We start from the raw sequence: 20,609 nt of genomic DNA on the forward strand, positions 1-20,609 counted from the left end.
ATGATTCTCCGTCTTAGATGGCTCGCAGCACCGCCAATTCTCTGAACTAAGAACTTGAAAAATCAATTCTCACCAGTCTTATTATACTTGCTTATTGTCTTTTCGTCAACCTTATTCTGCGGCTGATGAAGAAGCTTCTGCTGAACTGCTTTCAGCTGCTGAGCTAGACTCAGATGTCTTTGAGCTGCTGGCAGCACTTGATGAAGAAGTTGAAGAACCTGTCGTTTCGATATACTGAGCAAAGATAGATTGGAAAGCACTGTCCTTAACCTTAATGTTGGCATCTTTCAACTCTTTCGCCACAACACTTTGGATGAAGCTAGTATCTTTTTCTTTTTGCGCAATGATAATCTTTTTCAGTTTATCTTTGTAGTCTTTCCAGTTAGAAGATTTCTCTGACTTCTTGACCAGCTTAACAATATAGTAGCTTGCTGAGTACTGTGAATCTGGCACAGTCACAAGGTCTGAAACGCCATTTTCTTCCAAAGCAAAGGCAGCTTTTTTGACAGCATCTGGAACATCAGTAGAGCCAGAGTCAAACTTGATTTCTCCGCCTTTTTCCTTAGTGGCAGCATCGGTAGAGTTTTCCTTAGCGATTTGACTGAAGTCTGCTCCTTCAGCTTTAGCTTTTTCAAGAACTTCCTTACCTTTGTCTTCGCTGTCAACCTTGATGATTTGAGCTGTTACTTCTGGCGTGTAGTTTTCAAAGGCAGCCTTGTAGTTTTCGTCAGTCAGCTCTTTTTCAGCAGCCTTCTTAACGGCATGCTCTACCAGCATATTGGTGCGGATTTGCTCCTTGTAGGCATCTTCGGTCAATCCGTTTTGAGCCAAGACTTGGGCAAAAGCTGTACCGTAAGCAGTTTTAGACTTTTCGAAAGCATCTTTAACATCCTTGTCTTTGACGTCTTTGCCGTATTTTTCTTCAAAGATGTCTTTGATAGCCATCTGCAGCAAGACTTGCTGAGCTGCACCATTGTTTTTCACTTGATCATAGAATTCATTGACAGTAATCGTGTTTCCTTTCATGGTCACGATGTCCTTGCCTTCTGAGTTAGAACATGCTGCTAATACAGCGACTGACAAGAGTGTCACAGCTCCTGCAAATATTTTTTTCTTCATTTTATATTGACTCCTTATTCTTAAAAGTTCACGTTTTCTATTGTAGCACAAATTTGAATTGATATCTTAAATTTTACTAAAAATTTTTGGAAATTAGGAAAAAATCAGAGATGTCATTTTTTTCTAATCATAAGCAGCCCATCCCCCAGAGGAAGCAGGCTGGCAATCAAATCTGGACTGTCCAAAGTTGCATCGAAAAGACTGTGCAAGCCGCGGTAAATAGCCCGTTGGCCACGCTTAATGTCCTCAAAAGGCTTGGCAACATCGCCACCTTGAAAGACATCATCAATGAGAACCAGACCACCAGGATTGAGGCGCTTGAGGACCTGAGGCAGAAAGACCACATACTTGGACTTGGCAGAGTCCATAAAGACAAGGTCGTAAGAATCCTCCAGTGTCTCAAGCAAATCCATTGCGTCACCTTCCAGCAGGGTGATCTGCTGACGGCTGTCATATTTAGCAAAATTAGCCTTGGCCAACTCAATCATCTCTGGATTGCGATCAATAGTTGTAATCTGAGCCCGAGGAGCATGCTCCGCCATCAAAAGGGCCGAAAAACCAATAGCCGTACCGATTTCTAAAATCTTCTCTGGCTGCAGACTTTCGAGAAGCAAACGAAAGTAAGCCACTGTCTCATGAGGAATCACGGGCACATTTTCAGCTCTGGCAAAATCCTCTAGTTCCTTGAGTCCACCAGTGACTGGCTGGAGACGCTGTCTCATAAAGTCTACGACTTCCTCTTTGACCACTGGCCGACGCATATTGGGATTAGAGTTTTGATTATAAGTCTCGACCATCTTATGCCAGTCCCAACTTTTCTACCAAGGCTTCGAATTCATCCAGACGACGCTCAAAGACAGCAAAAGCAGCATTTAGGTAGTCTTCTTTTTCCATATCCACCCCTGCTTTTTTGATGACATTGAGGGGATAGTCAGAGTTCCCAGCTTTCAGATAGTCCAGATACTTGTCCTTGTCTTCCTGACTGCCATGGACAATCTTTTCAGCCAAGGCAGAAGCCGCTGAAAATCCTGTCGAATATTGGAAAACATAGTAATCATAGTAGAAATGCGGAATCCGAGCCCATTCGTACTGAATCTGCGGATTGTCTTCTTTATTCAAACCGTAGTATTTCTCGTTCAAATCAGCATAGAGTTCATTGAGAAACTCGCTGGTCAGAACTTGACCTTCTTGGTCAGCCTTGTGGATAGCGTGCTCAAACTCCGCAAACTGGGTTTGACGGAAGACTGTGCCCCGGAAGCCATCCAAGAAGTGATTGAGGATAGCAAAGCGAGTAGCGTCGTCTTTTACTTCTTCCAAGAGCTTCTCTGTCAGGATATTTTCATTGGTCGTTGAAGCAATCTCAGCTAGGAAGATAGAATAATCCCCGTAAACATAAGGCTGGGTCTCACGAGTATAGCTGGAGTGCATACTGTGGCCTGTCTCGTGCACTAAGGTAAATAGATTATCCAGCGTGTCCTGCCAGTTGAGCAACATAAAGGCATTGGTATCATAAGACCCGCCTGAGTATGCCCCTGAGCGCTTACCTTGATTTTCATGAACATCAATCCAGCGCTCTGAAAAGGCTGTCTTGACTCGGCTCAAATAATCCTCACCCAGAATAGCCAGAACTTCCTCAGACTTAGCCAAGGCTTCCTCATAAGTGAACTTGTAGTCTGTCTCTGACAAGGGTGTGTACATATCATACATCTTCAAGTCAGAAATTCCTAAAATTTTCGCTCGCAAAGCGATATAACGCTGCAAAAGAGGCAAATGCTTATTGACAGCTGAAACTAAGCTGTCATAGACACTTTCTGGAATAAAGTCCGCTGACAAGGACGCTTCACGGGCAGATGAAAACTTGCGGACCTTCGCATTGTAGTTGTGAACCTTGACATTGGTCTGCAGAGTTTTGGCATAGGTATGCTGATACTGCTCGTATACGCTGTAGAGAGCCTCGTAAGCTTCCTTACGGACCTCTCGGTTCTTAGACTCGACCAAGGTAATATAGTTACCATGGCTGAGCTGAACTTCATTTCCATCTTCGTCATGCACCATAGGAAAGACGATATCTGCATTATCCAAGATAGCAAAGGTTTCGCCCGCTGCACCAAAAATTTCACCAGCACCGGCCAATAGCTCCTCTTCGCGCTGTGTTAGGATGTGAACTTTCTTTTTCAAAAGCTTGTCAAAATAATGCTGATAAAGCTGTAAACCTGGCTGCTCAGCAAGGAAAGCTTGGTACTGCTCTTCTGTAATCGCCATAAATTCGGGCTCGTAGAAGGCAAAGCTTTGACCAAAATCGCTGTAAAGAGTCATGCCTTTAGCCTGATACTCCTGATACTTAGCTACACGAGTATCCTGGTCATTCTTCATGTGAGCATAAGAATAAAGCTTTTCAATACGACGCATCAAGTCTAACTGTACTTCAGTCGTTGTTAAGAGACTGTCCGCTGAATCCAGCAAATGCCCAGCCAGACTAGCTGCTTTCTTCACTTCTTCTGAAACCTGCGCCAACTCGGCTTCAAAGGCTTCATCTGTTGGGAAAATAGTACTCAAATCCCAAGTATATTTTTCTTCAATTTCATTTCTTTGTTTTGCCATAAAAAAATCCTCCGACTCCCCTATTCTATCACAAATCAACGTAAAATCCTTGTATAAAAAGCCGGTGAATAAACAATTTGCAGATTTTTTTGCTGGAGATTGGCGTAATAATTCTCAAAATGCTGGTAATAGTCAGTCAGGTCAGTAGTTATCTGACAGAAGGAGGTAGCTTGTATTGGCCGAACCTGCGGATAAAAATCCTCTGCAGTCTTAGTCAATAGATTATCGCCATTCTGGTAGAGCTGGGCCTGCAGCCTCATCCATCTAGGCTGCTGATAATAAAGCTGACGGCGGATATAATTGCAGATGTGCAGATCTTGCTGGGCCAGAAAACTGTTCATCTCCTGCTTTTGAAAGGGCAAACGCAAAATATCCAAAAGCTGACCGTGACCAAAGGTAAAGTTCTTAGTCTTGTGTTGGACTTTTCCATGCAGATCTTCGTGAATCAGGTATTTGAGACGCAGAACTTGCTTTTCTTGATCCAGCTCCCATAGATGAAAGCCCATATTTTTACTAAAATAGAGAAAATCCTTCTGCAAGCGGGTTAGGGAATCCTTGAGCCAAAGTTTTCGCCCCAAAAGCCAGAGAACCTGATAACCATGCTGGCGGTAAGAAAGCGTCCGTTCCTGCAACCGTTCTATACTTAGGGGACTGCACTGGACTTCAAGCGCCAGTTTTTCATCAACCAGTAGATCAGCAATCTGCTGCAGAGCAGGCAAAAAAGCCTCCACCTCAACTTCTTCTGTCTGGACAGCCCAGCGAAAAAGCTCCGCCTTAAGGTTCAGGTGCTCAGCGCTCTCATTTTCCCTGTAAAAACGACACTCTTCTAGCGAAACATGCGCAAAATGCGGCTGCATAACCTTCCCTTTTTTAAAACGGACTGCCCCTGAACAAGCCGGGCAGACGAAATCAGCCCCCTTCTCAATCTTCTCCTCCAGAGTATTACACAAAAGCCCCTTATGATTTCTCGCCACAAACATATCCTAGCCCCCTCTAAAATTTCTCTCATTTACTAAAATATTCGCAAAAGAAAAGAGAAAAGATCTACACCATCAAAAAACGAGTCAAGAGAACATCTCTCCGACTCGTTTTTAATTATCCAAATAATTGGTTTCCTTTTCGTTCTGGCAATTTTAGAAAGAGGGCCAGGAGACAGACTAAGCAGATAATAGCTGCTAGAAAGAGGTTCATTCCTTCGTAGCCCCAACTGTCCAAAAAGTGACCCGCAAGATTTTGAATGAGAATGGTTCCTAGACTGCGGGCTGTCTGGACCAAAGCAATGGCTGTAACTAGGTATTTTTCATCGACCAAGCTGGCTACGATTTTTAGGGTCACCATAATCAAAACCATGCCCGTCACGTGCTTGGAAAAAAGAGTCATCCCGATTTTCGAAATCAAACCTAGATCCAAGGCATAAACGCTGTACTGGAGAAAGATGATTCCCAAACAGATATAAAGAAGCTTCTTCATCGAAATCTTGTCCATAAAGAGATAGGAATAAAAGATAAAAGGCGCTTCAACCAGAACTGATAGGGCAACAACAGTCGAAGCCATATCCACCTCTAAGCCACTATGCTGTAGCATGGCAGGGATATAGGTATGACCAGTATTCCCCACTCCAGAGTAAAGGGCGACCAAAAGCAGGTAAAAGAGATAGGTTTTGTTGGTCAAGAGCTTCCCCAGACCTGTCTGCTTGCGGGTATTCCTGCTTTCTAGGGCTGCTCGGTCGTGCTTGGGCTGGATTCCCAAAAGTCCTATGCTGCTGATAAGCATCATGCCAATAAAAACTGGGAAAATAGCCTGCGGTGAGACTCTTTGATAGATCAATCCTGCCAGCTGAGAGCCTAGTGCATAGCCAATGGTTCCCCAAATCCGAATCTTACCATAAGTATAAGGACTTTGAGCTGCCAGAACATCCATGACTGGATTGACCCCGTTAACCAGCATGAGGACCAGACTATACCAGACCAGTAACTGCCAAAGCTGAGTCGCTTTCATGAAAAATACAGCCCCAACCATCATAACTAGAAAGCTAAAAAGGAAGATCTTTTTAATCCCCAAAGCATCGCTGAGAATCCCAAACAGCGGCTGAGCCAACATGGAAGCAAAGAAGGAAGCTGACACTACCATAGATACTTGGGCATTAGAATAACCTAAGTCCTGCATATAGACTGATATCAGAGTCGAAAAAAGAGAATAGGCTAGAAAGAAAAAATTAAAGAGTAAAAAATGAGCCAGATAGCTGTTGTGAAACTTTTTTCGCATGAAAATCTCCTTAAGGCAGAAAGAAAACTCAGCAAAAGAACTGAGTTTTAGCTTGGAAAGTCATTCCGTTCGTATGTGACAGAGGAAATTCCCTTTATTCAACATCTGTATTTCTACGACGTTCCTGCTTTGCAGCCTTGCGTTTTTGACGACTGCGGTATTCAAAGTACAGAATGATTAGCAGGATGCCAACAGGCAGCAGAATCAACATCTTATCACTGAAGAACACACCATACCAAGGCTTGCTTTCCGACTTGCCGCCAGTCACATTTTCAATAGCCTGAGCAACTGGATTCTCAACTTTCTCGACTTTCATTTCATCAGAGATCTTGCTAGACAAGGTCTTCAAGCCATTTTCAGCCTTGAGAACATTGTTTTCAACCTTGACTTTAGGCTCGGTTCCCTTTTTAACAGTAGCGTAGAAATCCTCAGGCAGCTTATATTTCTGTCCATCAATCTCCTGCTCACCCTTGGATAAGAGTTTTTTGTACTCGTAGTCCGCATAAGCCTTCTCAATCAAAGCATTACCAAAAGGATGGCGGTAATACTCACCGTCTTGGTCAGACCAGTCACCGACTCCCATAATCACAGCAATCATGCGCTGATCTCCACGCTTAATGGTCGCGATATAGTTGAAAGCACCATTAGGGCTAGAACCCGTCTTCATGCCATCTACGCCCTTGAGTGCGTATTTAGCACCCGGCAGAGAGTAATTATAGGTTTCAAAGGTTTCTTCGTAAGGAGTTCCGGCTTTAACCGTAACCTTGGCTTTATTAGTATAGTTTAGAATCTCAGGATGGTGATTGACAAAGTTATAGGCCAGAATCGCCAAATCACGGGCTGTTGTCTGATTGCTGGCATAATTATCGTAGTTTTGAGGATTATAATAGCCCTTAAAAGAAACCGCCGCTGCACCGCTGGCATTGAACCACTTGGTATTCGTCATGCCCAGTTCTTGAGCCTTGGCATTCATCCGATCCAAGAAAGCATCTGGATCATTGTCCGATAAATAATTGGCCAGCATAACGGTTGTCGCATTGGATGAAGGCACGATTGTCATGGTAATCAGCTCAGATACCGTATAATCCACACCAGCGACAATTTTATTATTAGAAATTTCATAAATATTAGCGGTGGCCTGATCCTGAGGTGTAGCTGTAATGACCGTCTTTTCGCTTATTTTTCCTTCCTTAATCGCTTCAAAGACCAAGTAAAGCGTCATGAGCTTACTCATACTAGCAGGATCACGCACCTCATCGACATTATCCTCCCAGACAACATCACCTGTACTGCCGTCAATAACGAGAGAAGACTTGGGACGATTAATCGCCTGAACATTATCATGCGGATACATCTTTTTAGCCATATCCACCAATTCATCAGCCCTAGCAGCTAGTGGCGCTAAAGAGGTCAGGAACACAATTCCCAATAACAAAAGCTTTTTCTTCACAGGATCCTCCAAAGAACAATTATACCTATCTAGTATATCATATTTTACGCAAAGTCAACCATAAATCTAAAAATCCTACCTAAAAAATAGATAGGAAATTAAGAGACTTTTATCTGGCAAAGCCAGTTTTATAGCATCAATATCAAAATCTTAGTCTTTTAACAAGCTAAGTGCTTCCTTATCAGCGATAATCACAACATCTGGGTGCTTCTGGAGAGCACTACCTGGCAGCTCCTCCGTCACCTCACCCTCAACAGTCCCTGCTATAGCCTTGGCCTTTGTTGAACCGTAAGCAAAGAGAATGATGGACTTAGCATTTAGGATATTGCCAATCCCCATGGAAATAGCCTGAGTCGGAACATCTTCCATCTTGTCGAAGAATCGAGCATTGGACTGAATGGTGGACGGTGTCAAATCCACTAAGTGAGTCTGGCTTTCAAAACTAGTCCCCGGCTCATTAAAGCCGATATGACCATTCGTACCGATTCCCAAAATCTGCAAATCAGCAGTATGCTCTGCAAGAAGCTGATTGTAGCGCGCCACTTCTGCTTCTAAATCTTTCGCTGCGCCATTAGGCAGGAAGCTTTCTTTAAAAGGCTTTTGGTTAAAGAGGTGCTGGTTCATGAAATAGCGATAAGACTGAGGATCGTCCTCCTGCAAACCGACATATTCATCCAGATTAACACTGAACATCTCTGAAAAATCAAGGTCACTCTCAACGATCTGCTTGTAAAATCCTTCTGGGCTGCTGCCTGTAGCTAAGCCTAAAGTTTTTGCCCCCTGAGCTAACTTTTCTTTGAGCAGCTCAAGAGCCACTTTGCCACCTTCTACTTGGTTTTCCACTTGAATAATTTTCATTTTCTACCTCCACTTCTTTTCTTAATTTTATTATATGGTATAGACCAATTTTTGTCAAGAAAAAGTCTGCAAAATAGACATACTTTTTAGTCATGCTCGCTTCCTTTTGCGGCAAATCGTGTTATAATAGAGACATGTTTTTACTGATTGTTTTATTGATTTTATTTTTAGTTGGAGTCTTACTCTGCAGCTTGAGTTTCCTCATGAAAAAACAACCAGGCTGGCAGATTGTAAGTTTGATTTTAGGAGGCTTGCTGACAGCCAGTCCCTTCCTACTCGCTGCCTACCTACTCTGGCTGATGAAAACAATATAAGGAGATACGATGAATACCGCTGATTTTGATTTTGACTTGCCCGAAGAGCTGATTGCTCAGACACCTTTGGAGAAAAGGGATGCTTCCCGCTTGCTAGTGGTCGATAAAGAAACGGGAGCCTTCTCCGACCAGCACTTTGACCAGATTATTGATCAGCTCCAGCCCGGCGATGCCCTAGTTATGAATAATACACGTGTCCTGCCTGCCCGCCTTTATGGTATCAAGCCTGAGACAGGGGGCCATGTCGAGCTGCTGCTACTCAAAAATACCCAGGGCGATGATTGGGAAGTGCTAGCCAAGCCAGCCAAGCGCCTCAGAGTAGGTTCTCACATTTCCTTTGGCGATGGCCGCTTAACTGCTACTGTGGTAGAGGAGCTTGACCATGGCGGTCGAATCGTACGCTTTGGCTATGAAGGGATTTTCCTAGAAGTCTTGGAAAGTTTGGGAGAAATGCCGCTGCCGCCTTATATCCACGAAAAACTGGCAGACCGCGAACGCTACCAGACTGTCTATGCCAAAGAAAACGGCTCTGCTGCTGCGCCAACTGCTGGACTTCATTTCACAGAGGAGCTATTGGAGCAGATTGCAGCCAAGGGAGTCAAGTTGGTCTATCTAACCCTTCATGTCGGACTAGGAACTTTCCGACCGGTTTCTGTAAACAGCTTAGATGATCACGAGATGCACTCCGAATTTTACAGTCTGTCCGAGGAAGCTGCCCAGACACTGCGTCAGGTCAAGGCAAATGGCGGACGTGTCATTGCAGTCGGCACGACATCTATCCGCACCTTGGAGACGATTGGCAGTAAATTCCAGGGGCAGATTCAGGCTGACTCTGGCTGGACCAATATTTTTATCAAGCCGGGATACGATTGGAAGATCGTTGATGCTTTTTCAACCAACTTCCACCTGCCCAAGTCAACTCTGGTTATGTTAGTCTCTGCCTTTGCCGGACGTTCCTTAACACTTAAAGCTTATGAGCATGCTATTGCTGAGCGCTATCGCTTCTTCAGCTTTGGTGATGCTATGTTTATCAAATAACTATAGGTGAAAATTTATGAATAAAATTGAAAGCAGACACCGTCTCATCCGCTCCTTAATCATGGAGAAAAAAATCCATACCCAGCAAGAACTTCAGGAACATTTGGAAGCAAACGGCGTCATTGTAACCCAGTCTACTCTTTCACGAGATATGAAAGCACTCAATCTGGTCAAGGTCAGTGAGAACGATACTTCCTACTATATCATCAATAGCATCGCACCATCCCGTTGGGAAAAACGCCTCCGTTTCTACATGGAGGATGCTTTGGTCATGCTGCGGCCAGTTCAAAATCAAGTCGTCATGAAAACCCTGCCTGGGTTGGCCCAGTCTTTCGGTGCAATCTTAGACGCCTTAGAGCTGCCGCAGATTGTAGCTACTGTCTGCGGTGATGACGTCTGTCTGATTATCTGCGAAGATGATCAAGGAGCCCTTGACTGCTTTGAGAAGCTCAAAGAATTCACCCCACCATTTTTCTTTAGTAAATAAAAGCTGAGACAAATTGCCTCAGCTTTTTCTATTTACGATTTTTGCCTCAATGAAACCCATTAGTAAATCAGCAAGCCATACTTGACCATAGCAATGCACTACAAATATGATTTGAAGATGGCTCATTTAAGGTGTCGTAGCCAAACGATAAATGGCTTCCGCGTAAATATCCATGGCCCGATACAGATCATCTAGGCGAAATCGTTCATTGACCTGATGCTCTGTCTGATCAGCTCCCGGAAAGAGAGCACCGAAGGCAACACAGTTAGACATAGTACGAGCAAAGGTCGCTCCGCCAGAAGACATAGCTGGACTGTCGTCTCCTGTTTTCTCCTGATAAATTTCCATCAGGGTGCTGACCAACTCGCTGTCCAAAGGTACGTAAAGCGGAGCCAAGTAATCAAACTCCTTATAGGTCAGCTCGTATTGACTGGCTATCTCTGCCAGCTTTTCAACCAACTTATCCTTGTCTGCCAATACCGGAAGCCGCATGTCAATCCGAATCTCAGAGCGGTCAGAGGTTAAAGTCAGACCGGCAACATTAAAGGAAAGAAAGCCTGTCGGTTCATCAGACACAAACCCAAAGAGACGGCTGCCTGTCGCATCTTCAGCAACCGCCTGAAGCAGAAAGGCAAGAGCCGGATGCGAATCCAGGGGCTGCAAGACCTTGGCTAGGCGAATAATAGCATTGACTCCTTGGGCAGCATCCTTGGCATGCTTAGGCAAGCCGATAACCGTTACTTCTTCTGCCGTTCGCTTATATTCATAGCCTAAATCTTCCAGCCCTGTGACGACCGATTCCAGTAGGCTGCCTGAATAGGAAGCCTTGGCAGGAACGACATTAAAAGCTTGACCAGCTTCGAGCTCTATAGTGTCAGAGCCAGGCCCTTCCAGCTTAAGCTGCAAAAGCCCCTTCTCAGCATAGGTCAAAGGGAAGGAAGAGTCAGGTGCAAAGCCAAGTGCAGCCTGCTCTTCTAGCTGGTTATACCTAACCATACAGCGCCAAAGCGTCTCCTCATCTGTACCAAAGATAAAGCGAACCCGCTTTTTAAATTCCACTCCGCTATCCAGCAATGCTTTTACAGCATAAAGAGCGGCCATAGAAGGTCCCTTGTCGTCCTGCACCCCACGGCCGAAAATCCAGCCATCCTTGACAGTTGCTTCAAAGGGAGGCGTCTGCCAGTCCGACTCATCACCTGATGGAACAACATCCAAATGACAGAGAACGGCCAGGAGCTGAGCTCCATGACCGATTTCTGCATATCCGTAATAACCTTTAGGGTCGAGGTAGGTTGTAAAACCTAGCTCCCGACAGATTTCTAAAGTTTTTTCTAGGACATCTTGGATAGCTTGTCCAAAAGGTGTTCCATTTTGACCTTCATTCAGTACTGAAGGATAAGAAACGATTGTTTTCAAAGATTCAAGAAAATCTTCTTTAACTTCTTCCGTTATAAAATTTTTCATGGAATCACCTCAGCTTCTAGCTTATAAGAACGGTAAGAAAGTTCCTAGGAGTAAGAGACCAATACTGATAGCAATGATAGCTACAATCAGCTTGCCGATAAATTTCCACCAAGTACCGATATTGATACGTCCGAGTGCCAAAGCTCCCATAACGATACCTGAAGTTGGTGCAACCAGGTTCAGCACACCTGAAGCAGACTGATAAGCTGTGATGATCAAGCTAGCCTTGACATTGACAAATTCTCCCATTGGAGCCATGATTCCCATAGTTGCACTGGCTAGACCAGATGATGATGGGATAAGGAAGGACATTGGCAGGTAGAAAATGTAGGTCAAGACGATAAATACTTGTGATGATAGACCGCTGAGTCCTTGTTTGCCCCAGTTGAGGATAGTGTCTGTAATCATACCGTCGTTCATGATAACTTGAATACCACGAGCGATTGCTACGATTAGGGCTACGCTAAGCAGGTCAGCCGCACCGTTCATAAAGGCAGAGATAATCTTGTCTTCTTTCAGTCCATACACAACACCAATCAAGATTCCCATGAAGGCAAAGAGCATCGCTCCTTCTGGGAAGTACCAAGTACCCAGTGCGGAAGTAGATGAACCAATAATCTTACCGAGTACTGGAAGACCTGTCAGCCAGGTATTGACATCCTTAAAGATAGTAATACCGAGATCTGTCCAAGGAATGAAACTCAATACCATAAGAACGAATGTCAAAATGAACAATACTAAGACAATTCTTTGTTTCTTGCTCAGAGTTGACTCAACAGATGAAGAAGTTTCAACGTTGAAGTGTTTCAAATCTTCTTCGCGAGTGCTGTAAACCAGTGACTTGGTCGGATCCTTTTGAATTTTATCTGCATAGCGATAAACAAACCAAGTACTGAGAGCTGTCATGACAAACAAGAAGATAAGACGAAGGGCAATCCCTTCACCGGTACCAACACCAGCAGTTGCTGAAGCGATACCAGTTGCAAATGGATTTAGCGTAGAAGCCAAACATCCGATTTGCGAACCAAGCAAGATAATAGCCACCCCAGTCAGACTGTCAAAACCAACCGCCATCATCACCGGTACCAAAAGCGGATAGAAGGCCATGGTTTCCTCACCCATACCATAAGTAGTACCACCGAGGGCAAAGAGAGGCATCAAGACAACAATCAGCATCTTTTCGCGACCCTTGTACTTCTTAACGATAGAGGCAATTCCCACATCCAAAGCGCCAGTTTCATTAACAACACCAAGGAAACCACCGACCATGAGGATGAAGAAGGCAACATCAATCGCTGCAGTAGTTTCCTTGATTAAGGATCCTTTCTCAGGATGCGTACCCAACATAGCACGAATCGGTGCCATCAGGACATCCCAAATTCCTTGTGGATTTTGGGGCTGAGGCTGATAAACACCTTTTACAAAAGCCCCGGCTGGGATAATCCAAGTCAGCACTGCCATAATGGCAATGATTATCAACAATACGGTGTAAGATGAAGGCATCTTAAACCCTTTTTTTGTTTTTTCACTCATTTGTATTCCCTCCTAAAAATTTTTTAACGAGGTTACGAACCTACATTTCCCTGTATGAGCAAACAAGAAAACGCTTACTTTGTTTTTATTTTACCATATTAACATTGAAAAAGCCAGTATTTTTGAAAATAATCAAAGATTTTCAGGAAAAGACTTGCAGCAGCGACAGAGTTCAGCTGCTATCGACTTTCAATCAGTTCTATGCCTAGCCTTTTTCAATAATCGTACCGCTCTCAGACTCAATCAGAGCGCCCAGATTTTCCAGAGATGTGATAACTGCTTTGCCTTCTGGACGGCCATTGACAAAGGCAATAGCTGCTTCTACTTTTGGAAGCATGCTGCCTGGTGCAAATTGTTCTTGCTTGATGTATTCTTCCAATTGAGCAACATTCACATGCTCCAATTTTGCTTGGTCTGGTTTGTTGTAGTTAACAAAGACATAGTCCACACCAGTCAAGACGATGAAGAGGTCTGCATCAACCAACTCCGCTAAGCGCTGAGAAGCAAAGTCCTTGTCAATAACAGCTTCAACACCAGTAAGATGGCCATTGTCTTCTTTGACGACAGGAATTCCACCACCGCCAGCAGCTACCACTACTTGACCTTGATTCAAAAGCGTACGAATCGTTTCAATTTCCTTGATGTCCACTGGTTTTGGTGAAGCAACGACCTTGCGCCAACCGCGGCCAGCATCCTCTTTGAAAGTCGCTCCGCTCTTTTCAGCTTCCGCTTTTGCTTCTTCCTCTGAGTAGAAAGGACCGATTGGCTTGCTGAGGTTGACAAAGGCTGAATCGTTCTTATCAACTACTACTTGCGTCACAACAGAAGCAACATTCTTTTCGATACCTTCATCCAAGAGAGCATTTTGCAAAGCATTCTGCAGCCAGAAGCCAATACTGCCCTCTGTCATAGCCACAAGAGAGTCTAGTGGGAAAGCAGGATTCTTTTCAGAGTCTGCTGCCAACTGTTGCAGCAGCAAGTTCCCTACTTGCGGACCATTTCCATGGGTAATGATAAGATCATCCCCGTTTTTAATCAATTTCACCAAGTGTTTAGCAGTTTCCGCCAAGGCTTGCTGCTGTGCATTCGCTGATGGGTCAGATGAAAGGATGGCATTTCCTCCCAAGGCTACAACGATTTTACGATTTGCCATTAAATTCTCCTTAAATGCGCTTCAATGAATGCGCTTCCAATTTATTTTAGTAGATTATTTAATTTTCAATAAGAAAATGAGCATTTCTTATCATATAAAAGAGGGCCGGACTAAAGCTATTAGTCGCAGCCCTCATAGCTGTTGGTAGACGGTTTCTTAGGTAAGATTATACTTTTGGAATGTAGAGGTTTCCAAGAGTTGCAGCCATAACCGCTTTAATTGTGTGCATACGGTTTTCTGCTTGGTCGAAATGACGAGCATATTTGCTGCGGAAGACTTCGTCTGTTACTTCCATTTCCTCTACGCCGAATTTTTCAGCGACATCTTTACCGTAAACAGTATTTGTATCGTGGAATGCTGGTAAGCAGTGCAAGAAAATCAAGTTTTCGTTATCAGCTTTCTTCACCAAATCCATGTTTACTTGGTAAGGTTTAAGGAGGGCAACGCGTTCTGCAAACTTGTCTTCTTCACCCATAGATACCCAAACGTCTGTGTAAAGAACATCAGCACCTTTAACCGCTTCGTCAGCATCTTCAGTGATGAGGATACGTGCGCCGCTTTCTTTCGCAAAGCCTTCTGCCAATTCAACGATTTCTTTTTCTGGGAAGAGTTCTTTTGGTGAGAAGATGTGAACGTTGACACCAAGGATAGCTCCTGTTACCAGCAAGCTGTTGGCAACGTTGTTACGTCCATCACCACAGTATACCAATGTCAAGCCTTCCAGACGGCCAAAGTTTTCTTGAACAGTCAAGTAGTCAGCCAACATTTGAGTTGGGTGCCATTCGTCAGTCAGGCCATTCCATACTGGAACACCTGAGAATTCTGCCAATTCTTCTACCATGCGTTGGCTGAAGCCGCGGAATTCAATCCCATCAAACATACGGCCCAATACTTTGGCTGTATCTTCTGTAGATTCTTTCTTACCAAGCTGGATATCATTTGCACCAAGGTATTCTGGATGTGCCCCCAGGTCAATAGCTGCTGTTGTAAAAGCTGCCCGAGTACGAGTAGATGTTTTTTCAAACAAGAGAGCGATATTCTTGCCAGCAAGATAGTGGTGTTGAATATTGCGTTTTTTCAAATCTTTCAAGTGAGCTGAAAGACCGATAAGGTATTCTAACTCAGCACGGCTAAAGTCTTTTTCTGCTAAGAAGCTACGTCCTTGGAATACTGAATGTGTCATTCTATTATTTCCTCTTTCTTTTCTTTGAGTATCAGTAAAATACTGGATTTCTAAATTTCTTCACGTTCAAACGGCATAGACATACAGCGTGGTCCACCACGACCGCGAACTAATTCACTTCCGCGGATCTTAATCAAACGCAAGCCGTATTCTTCCAAAATCTTGTTAGTAACGGTGTTACGGTCATAAACCACTACCACACCAGGTGCAATGGTCAAGGTGTTAGAACCGTCATTCCACTGCTCACGCGCAGCAGCTACGATATTGCCACCGCCACAGCGAATCAGATGAACTTTTTCCACACCAAGGTTTTCTGCCAAGATTTCTGCCAAATCACCTTTTTCTTCAACAATCTTGAGTTTGTCGTCGACATAAGTCACAGAGTAAACGCGAAGATCGCCTTCGATTTCTGGGTGGATAGTGAACTTGTCATAGTCAACCATCGTAAAGACAGTGTCTAAGTGCATGAACTTACGATTGTTAGCAAATTCAAAGGCCAAAACTTTCTTGAAACCAACATTTTTCTTGAAGATATTGACCAAGAGTTTTTCGATAGAAGCTGCGTCTGTACGTTGTGAAATACCAACTGCCAGCACATCTTTTGAAAGAACCAACTCGTCCCCACCTTCAATACGTGTATCTTCTTCACGATTGTATACCAAATCCACTTTTCCACCGTATACTGGGTGATGTTTGAAGATGTATTTACCGTAGAGAGTTTCACGATTACGAGTATCTGCATACATGTGGTTAAGCGATACAGCATTACCAATCGTAGCAAATGGGTCACGTGTGAAGTAAAGGTTTGGCATTGGATCAATAGCGAATGGATAATCAGATTCCACCAAGTCCGTCAAGCCTTTTGCTTCTTCAGGAATTTCTGGCAATTCAACTTTTTGAACCCCTGCCATTGTTTTTTCAACCAACTCTCGGTTATCTTTGATACCATGGAGCAGTTCACGAATAGCCTTCTTGGTTTCACGGCCGCGAATATTGGCTTCTTCCAGATATTCTTCGATGAATTGCTCGCGGATTTCTGGGGAAGTCAGTGACTCAGCAGCCAGCTGCTCAAGATAGAGCACCTCAACTCCTTCATTGCGAAGCGCTTGAGCAAAGTTGTCATGTTCTTTTTGTGCATCTTCCAAGAAAGGAATATCATCAAAGAGAAGACGTTCCAAATAGTCCGGCTGCAAGTTTTCCAACTCCTTGCCAGGACGGTGCAACATAACTTTTTTCAGTTTTCCAATTTCTGAGAAAACACGAATTGGATGTGTAGACATCTACTATCCTCCTTTTTCTTTGCGGTTTAGGTTTTTCTAAGCCCGTTTACATGTACTATTCTAGCATTTAATGCTACCGCTTTCAAGAAAAAGCCTACATTGCAAATGTCAAATCCTTTGCTTTTTTCTATTTCTATTTTTATAATATTCTTCTTTAAAGCGTTTTCTTTGAATATTTTATGCATTATATTATTTTTGTGAATATTTATTTTTTAAAATAAAATCAGTACATGGTTAATATTAGAATATTTTGAATTTATTTGACAAAAAAGAAGCCAATCAAAATAGATTAGCTTCCAGCAAGGTATTTCATAAAATACTCTTTCTCTTTAAAAGTTAATTTTTTATGTTGGTATTCAATCCGACCTTCATCCAAGAGCTTTTTCAGAACTTGATTGACCGTTTCCCGAGTTGTGGCTCCTAGTTTTGCCAACTCTTTCATACTGATAGGAAAGGGCAAGCTATCCCCCTCCTTGCACAAATCCATGCAGAGCAGCGACAGAGACTGGATAACACGCTCGCTTGCACTAGCTGCTACGACATTGCGCAAACGAAGTTCCTGAAATTCCAGGATTTGCGATAGGCGCTTGGTAATGAACAACAGCTGGTCCACACTCTTCTTTGAATAATCTTCAAACAAATCGATAGGAATGGAGAAATATTCGACATTGGTGACAGCGCTGGCTGTGTAATGATAGCGCTCATCAAAAAACATACCTCCATAGGGGAAAACACTGTCTTTCTTGACATAATCCATATAAGAAAATGTGTCTGTCGAATCATACTGCTCAATCCGAACATAGCCTTGAGACAAGAGAAAAAGGCGCTCTCGTCGGTCTCCTGCAAAAAAGATAATTTGCCCTTTTGGAATCTTGCGATACTGAATCTCCACTGCTAATTTATCGAAAAGCTCCACTGGCAGATTGACAAAGGCAGGGTGCTGCCGGATAAATTGATAATGCTCCTTGGTAATCATGATAACCCTTTTATTTGATACTTGATACCATTATAGCATAAATTCGCTTACAAATAGAAAATGCTAGCTGTAAAAGTAAGAAATCCTAACAAAATAAAGAGGTATGCCCATTTTCTATTCATGGGATTTCTGTTAGCCTGTACTTTTTTGGGCAAGTAATTGCCTACTATTATGAAAACCAAAGCAACCATCATGGCTGCTATTTTACGGATATCAAATTCCTCATTTAAGCCCCCATAGATAGTCGCCATATAGAGTAAGACAAAGCTAAAGGGAAAGACCCAGCGAATAAGGTGCTTAAAGGTTCTATTCAAGATATCTTTGGCAATGGTTGTCCAATAGATCATGACTTCTAGCAGCATCATGACAATTGGAAAAGCCGAAACTACTAAAAACTTAGGTAAAAAGGAATCACCTTTTCCAGATAAGTCAAAGTGAATAGCTAGGTTTTCTGGTAACTTCTGATAGACCCAGATGGCATATAAAACTGGCAAGAGCATGACGCAAAGCGCCCAGCCTAATTCTTGAAAACTATTTTTTTTCATTTTCTTTTCCTCCTCCAAGAGATTGAAACCAGACAAGAATTTCTTCAAAAACAGTGACATCTAAACTGTAATATATAAAGTTCTTCTGCTTTTCTTCTATGAGCAGACCGGCTTTCTTTAGCTGAGAGAGGTGGTAGGATACCGTCGCAGGCGTCAGCTCAAAAGCTTGGGCAATTTCCCCTGCAGACTTCGGACCATGCTTGAGCATTTCCAGAATCCCCCTTCGAACTGGGTCAGCTAGGGCTTTAAGCGTTTGACTGATCCCCATGATTAGACCTTTCTTTCAGGTAAACTTTCAAAATTTTCTTGGTCAGAAAGACTAGTGCCACTACTTCTACTAAGAGCAGAGCCTCAACAGCCAGTGGCGGAAGAAAGCCTACCTGAGCCAGAGCAGGCGCTAAGTCAATCAGGGCGTGAAGTCCCAGCGCAGCTAAAAAATACACTGGAGCCTTCTCCTTGACCGCTTTCCAAACCCAGAAGGTCAGAAGGATTTGAATGAGAATAGCCAAGATCCGTTCAAAAGCCAAAAGATAGATGCTGCCAGCGTTCATGGAACGGACATTGTCAATAACTGCTTGAGGAATTTGAGCCAGTGTCTGGGCATTCCCCTGAGTCACTACCTGAGCTATAACCCAAAAGTTTAAGAGACTGACAATACCAACAAACAAAGCCTCAATACCACCATGCCCCAAGCCATAGGCCACACCATCCCTAAAGGTCAGTGGACGCTTCTTCTGCAGCCAGTAAAAGATGACCCAGCGGGCTGTTTCTTCAAAAATAGCTGCCGCAGCAATAGCATAAAGAACGTATAGCCAAGGATTTTCCGTCTGCAAAGCGATAGTTCCATCAGCCTGAGGCTGTAAAACGATACGATGCAAAATATTTTCCAGAACTTGACTAGACAGATAAAAGCCAACTCCCCCTAAAAGGAAAACTAGCAGAGAAATGTGCTTGGTCTTTTTAAAATAAACCAAAGGAACAAGGACTGACCCTAAAATCAGCAGCATGGCAATCAAGATATGAATGGAAATCATCGTTTTTCTCCTGAACTGTTTAGATTTTTTTCTAAATAGATTATACATCTTTCCTTTCTTTCTGTCAAATCTATTTTGATTTTTTTCTAAATAGATTTCAATCTAAAAGTCATCAAGCTTTACTGCATTTTAAAACAAAAAATACGCCCAGATTTTCATCTAAAGCGTATTTTTTCTGATTTCTATTAGATTAGTTCATATTAACCCGATGCCATTCATTGATGACGTAGGCTAACTGACCAACTTGCTCAATTCCGACACCACTGATCTCATCACTGGCCTCGGTGCTACCACCTAAATAAGCCGTATAGAGAGCTATAATATAGGGCTTCTCTTCCATGACTAGAGCATCCACATTGAGCGCTTCACGAACATATCCTGGCTTTTGATAAATGGTAATGTCACGCAGATAGCGCTTATAATACTCACCTGGGAAGGATTCGCCTATATAATAAAGGATATCCTTGTACTTTTCCTGATTTTTAGACAAATACTCAAGGACCTGAATATAGTAGTCCGTCGTGGTCTTATTATTCTCACGGCTGATCGTCTTAATATCAGCCTTGGACTGACCGTAGCGACTAAACATATCATAGGCCTTTTCCATGCCGCCTAGACGCTCTGCTAAAGCGTAGGCTGGAGTATTTTCAGAATAAACCAAGGAATATTCCTGCATGTCTGATATTCTCATAGCACCGTTGAAAGCACCAACATAGTTATCATGCTCGCCCCTATATTCATAGTTTGTATTGGTAATATCAAACCGCTCGTCCATAGAAAGTTTGCCGGCAACAACCTCATCTACTACCAGCATATTGAGAGGGAGCTTGTAGGTCGATCCCGCAGTCATAGGCTGGGTATCATTCATTGCAAAGGTCTTGCCAGTCGTCAAATCCTTATATGAAAATGCAACCTGGGAGGGTTCAATTCCCATTTCAGTCATATAAGCCTGAATGACCTGAGTCAAATCCAAATTTGCATAGTCAAATCGAAGTCCTAAAGCATCCATAGTCGGGCCGTCCGCCTCCATGACCTTCTGCTTCTCCTCTGGACTTTTTTCAACAGGCTTTGGCTTTTCTTCAACTGGTTTGGAATCATGCTTGACTTTCTCCTCCTCCTGTTCTTGCTCGCCAAACTTTGCAAGTTGGGCAGCCTCTTGTGATTTCTTTTCAATGGCCTTATTTTGTTGGGTTATAAACAGGAAGATGAAGCCCAGCAGACAAAGACAAGAAAGGACAGCTACGATAATCGTTACAATTTTTTTACTCAAAATATTTCTCCTAGCATTTGTATTATAAAAGAATATAGG

Annotated in this window: 21 protein-coding genes; 3 read left to right on the forward strand and 18 right to left on the reverse strand. The window is 43.2% G+C overall.

The window, feature by feature from the left end; translation table 11 throughout:
* Positions 1–111: 111 nt before the first annotated feature.
* From prsA to nagB, 7 genes are all read right to left on the reverse strand, one after another.
* The gene (gene prsA / locus AX677_RS04375) at positions 112–1,119 is read right to left on the reverse strand and encodes a peptidylprolyl isomerase PrsA (protein ID WP_002904120.1); all 1,008 of its coding nucleotides are present in this window, start codon (positions 1,117–1,119) and stop codon (positions 112–114) included.
* A gap of 113 nt (positions 1,120–1,232) precedes the next feature.
* Complete coding sequence (locus AX677_RS04380; RefSeq protein ID WP_060976292.1) at positions 1,233–1,916, reverse strand: O-methyltransferase; 684 nt, start codon at positions 1,914–1,916, stop codon at positions 1,233–1,235.
* 1 nt (position 1,917) lies between these two features.
* Positions 1,918–3,720 carry an oligoendopeptidase F gene (pepF, locus tag AX677_RS04385; protein ID WP_060976293.1) on the reverse strand — a complete coding sequence of 601 codons (1,803 nt, stop codon included), beginning with the start codon at positions 3,718–3,720 and terminating at the stop codon, positions 1,918–1,920.
* A gap of 35 nt (positions 3,721–3,755) precedes the next feature.
* Positions 3,756–4,700: a competence protein CoiA gene (locus AX677_RS04390; RefSeq protein ID WP_060976294.1), complete on the reverse strand. Its 945-nt coding sequence runs from the start codon at positions 4,698–4,700 to the stop codon at positions 3,756–3,758.
* 115 nt (positions 4,701–4,815) lie between these two features.
* On the reverse strand, positions 4,816–5,985 hold the full coding sequence (locus AX677_RS04395) for an MFS transporter (protein WP_060976295.1): 1,170 nt from the start codon (positions 5,983–5,985) through the stop codon (positions 4,816–4,818).
* A 94-nt stretch (positions 5,986–6,079) separates the two neighbouring features.
* Positions 6,080–7,435: a DUF1958 domain-containing protein gene (locus AX677_RS04400; protein WP_082730230.1), complete on the reverse strand. Its 1,356-nt coding sequence runs from the start codon at positions 7,433–7,435 to the stop codon at positions 6,080–6,082.
* A 150-nt stretch (positions 7,436–7,585) separates the two neighbouring features.
* Complete coding sequence (nagB, locus tag AX677_RS04405; RefSeq protein ID WP_060976297.1) at positions 7,586–8,293, reverse strand: glucosamine-6-phosphate deaminase; 708 nt, start codon at positions 8,291–8,293, stop codon at positions 7,586–7,588.
* A gap of 134 nt (positions 8,294–8,427) precedes the next feature.
* Here nagB and AX677_RS04410 point away from each other — a divergent pair, with 134 nt between their 5' ends.
* Genes AX677_RS04410 through AX677_RS04420 form a run of 3 tightly spaced genes read left to right on the forward strand, consistent with a single transcriptional unit; the run spans position 8,428 to position 10,132 of the window.
* Entirely contained in the window at positions 8,428–8,607 is a 180-nt protein-coding gene (locus AX677_RS04410; RefSeq protein WP_002897949.1) for a hypothetical protein, read from the forward strand.
* 9 nt (positions 8,608–8,616) lie between these two features.
* Complete coding sequence (gene queA, locus AX677_RS04415) at positions 8,617–9,645, forward strand: tRNA preQ1(34) S-adenosylmethionine ribosyltransferase-isomerase QueA (protein WP_002897950.1); 1,029 nt, start codon at positions 8,617–8,619, stop codon at positions 9,643–9,645.
* A 16-nt stretch (positions 9,646–9,661) separates the two neighbouring features.
* A complete protein-coding gene (locus AX677_RS04420; RefSeq protein WP_002896068.1) occupies positions 9,662–10,132 on the forward strand; it encodes an arginine repressor in 471 nt (156 codons plus the stop codon).
* Positions 10,133–10,258: 126 nt separating this feature from the next.
* Here AX677_RS04420 and AX677_RS04425 read toward each other — a convergent pair whose 3' ends face one another.
* The 11 genes from AX677_RS04425 to AX677_RS04470 form a co-directional block, all read right to left on the reverse strand.
* A complete protein-coding gene (locus AX677_RS04425) occupies positions 10,259–11,596 on the reverse strand; it encodes a dipeptidase (protein WP_060976298.1) in 1,338 nt (445 codons plus the stop codon).
* Positions 11,597–11,617: 21 nt separating this feature from the next.
* Complete coding sequence (locus AX677_RS04430; protein WP_060976299.1) at positions 11,618–13,129, reverse strand: YfcC family protein; 1,512 nt, start codon at positions 13,127–13,129, stop codon at positions 11,618–11,620.
* 205 nt (positions 13,130–13,334) lie between these two features.
* Positions 13,335–14,282, reverse strand: coding sequence for a carbamate kinase (arcC, locus tag AX677_RS04435; protein WP_060976300.1), 948 nt, complete (start codon positions 14,280–14,282; stop codon positions 13,335–13,337).
* A 166-nt stretch (positions 14,283–14,448) separates the two neighbouring features.
* Entirely contained in the window at positions 14,449–15,465 is a 1,017-nt protein-coding gene (gene argF / locus AX677_RS04440; protein WP_002900826.1) for an ornithine carbamoyltransferase, read from the reverse strand.
* A 50-nt stretch (positions 15,466–15,515) separates the two neighbouring features.
* Entirely contained in the window at positions 15,516–16,745 is a 1,230-nt protein-coding gene (gene arcA, locus AX677_RS04445) for an arginine deiminase (RefSeq protein ID WP_060976301.1), read from the reverse strand.
* Between the two features lie 26 nt (positions 16,746–16,771).
* Positions 16,772–16,930, reverse strand: coding sequence for a hypothetical protein (locus AX677_RS09515; RefSeq protein ID WP_002906978.1), 159 nt, complete (start codon positions 16,928–16,930; stop codon positions 16,772–16,774).
* A gap of 104 nt (positions 16,931–17,034) precedes the next feature.
* Positions 17,035–17,721 carry a Crp/Fnr family transcriptional regulator gene (locus tag AX677_RS04450; RefSeq protein ID WP_060976302.1) on the reverse strand — a complete coding sequence of 229 codons (687 nt, stop codon included), beginning with the start codon at positions 17,719–17,721 and terminating at the stop codon, positions 17,035–17,037.
* Positions 17,722–17,768: 47 nt separating this feature from the next.
* The gene (locus tag AX677_RS04455) at positions 17,769–18,266 is read right to left on the reverse strand and encodes a DUF1648 domain-containing protein (RefSeq protein ID WP_060976303.1); all 498 of its coding nucleotides are present in this window, start codon (positions 18,264–18,266) and stop codon (positions 17,769–17,771) included.
* Positions 18,253–18,534, reverse strand: a complete 282-nt coding sequence (locus AX677_RS04460) for an autorepressor SdpR family transcription factor (protein ID WP_002915637.1) — start codon at positions 18,532–18,534, stop codon at positions 18,253–18,255. The genes AX677_RS04455 and AX677_RS04460 overlap by 14 nt, the downstream gene beginning before the upstream one ends.
* Positions 18,512–19,300 carry a YhfC family intramembrane metalloprotease gene (locus tag AX677_RS04465; RefSeq protein WP_060976304.1) on the reverse strand — a complete coding sequence of 263 codons (789 nt, stop codon included), beginning with the start codon at positions 19,298–19,300 and terminating at the stop codon, positions 18,512–18,514. The genes AX677_RS04460 and AX677_RS04465 overlap by 23 nt, the downstream gene beginning before the upstream one ends.
* A 190-nt stretch (positions 19,301–19,490) precedes the next feature.
* On the reverse strand, positions 19,491–20,570 hold the full coding sequence (locus AX677_RS04470) for a serine hydrolase (protein ID WP_331709060.1): 1,080 nt from the start codon (positions 20,568–20,570) through the stop codon (positions 19,491–19,493).
* Positions 20,571–20,609: the final 39 nt, after the last annotated feature.

This window comes from Streptococcus sp. CCH8-C6, assembly GCF_001557225.1.
Lineage (GTDB): Bacteria > Bacillota > Bacilli > Lactobacillales > Streptococcaceae > Streptococcus > Streptococcus sanguinis_C.

Excerpts from the sequence above, each read along its gene's own strand:
- AX677_RS04390 (WP_060976294.1), bottom strand. The coding sequence starts at position 4,700 with ATGTTTGTGGCGAGAAATCATAAGGGGCTTTTGTGTAATACTCTGGAG.
- prsA (WP_002904120.1), bottom strand. The coding sequence starts at position 1,119 with ATGAAGAAAAAAATATTTGCAGGAGCTGTGACACTCTTGTCAGTCGCT.
- AX677_RS04425 (WP_060976298.1), bottom strand. The coding sequence starts at position 11,596 with ATGAAAAATTTTATAACGGAAGAAGTTAAAGAAGATTTTCTTGAATCT.
- AX677_RS04380 (WP_060976292.1), bottom strand. The coding sequence starts at position 1,916 with ATGGTCGAGACTTATAATCAAAACTCTAATCCCAATATGCGTCGGCCA.
- AX677_RS04420 (WP_002896068.1), top strand. The coding sequence starts at position 9,662 with ATGAATAAAATTGAAAGCAGACACCGTCTCATCCGCTCCTTAATCATG.
- AX677_RS04455 (WP_060976303.1), bottom strand. The coding sequence starts at position 18,266 with ATGAAAAAAAATAGTTTTCAAGAATTAGGCTGGGCGCTTTGCGTCATG.
- AX677_RS04395 (WP_060976295.1), bottom strand. The coding sequence starts at position 5,985 with ATGCGAAAAAAGTTTCACAACAGCTATCTGGCTCATTTTTTACTCTTT.
- AX677_RS04460 (WP_002915637.1), bottom strand. The coding sequence starts at position 18,534 with ATGGGGATCAGTCAAACGCTTAAAGCCCTAGCTGACCCAGTTCGAAGG.
- AX677_RS04430 (WP_060976299.1), bottom strand. The coding sequence starts at position 13,129 with ATGAGTGAAAAAACAAAAAAAGGGTTTAAGATGCCTTCATCTTACACC.
- arcA (WP_060976301.1), bottom strand. The coding sequence starts at position 16,745 with ATGTCTACACATCCAATTCGTGTTTTCTCAGAAATTGGAAAACTGAAA.
- AX677_RS04410 (WP_002897949.1), top strand. The coding sequence starts at position 8,428 with ATGTTTTTACTGATTGTTTTATTGATTTTATTTTTAGTTGGAGTCTTA.
- arcC (WP_060976300.1), bottom strand. The coding sequence starts at position 14,282 with ATGGCAAATCGTAAAATCGTTGTAGCCTTGGGAGGAAATGCCATCCTT.
- AX677_RS04465 (WP_060976304.1), bottom strand. The coding sequence starts at position 19,300 with ATGATTTCCATTCATATCTTGATTGCCATGCTGCTGATTTTAGGGTCA.
- argF (WP_002900826.1), bottom strand. The coding sequence starts at position 15,465 with ATGACACATTCAGTATTCCAAGGACGTAGCTTCTTAGCAGAAAAAGAC.
- AX677_RS04450 (WP_060976302.1), bottom strand. The coding sequence starts at position 17,721 with ATGATTACCAAGGAGCATTATCAATTTATCCGGCAGCACCCTGCCTTT.
- pepF (WP_060976293.1), bottom strand. The coding sequence starts at position 3,720 with ATGGCAAAACAAAGAAATGAAATTGAAGAAAAATATACTTGGGATTTG.
- AX677_RS09515 (WP_002906978.1), bottom strand. The coding sequence starts at position 16,930 with ATGCATAAAATATTCAAAGAAAACGCTTTAAAGAAGAATATTATAAAA.
- nagB (WP_060976297.1), bottom strand. The coding sequence starts at position 8,293 with ATGAAAATTATTCAAGTGGAAAACCAAGTAGAAGGTGGCAAAGTGGCT.
- queA (WP_002897950.1), top strand. The coding sequence starts at position 8,617 with ATGAATACCGCTGATTTTGATTTTGACTTGCCCGAAGAGCTGATTGCT.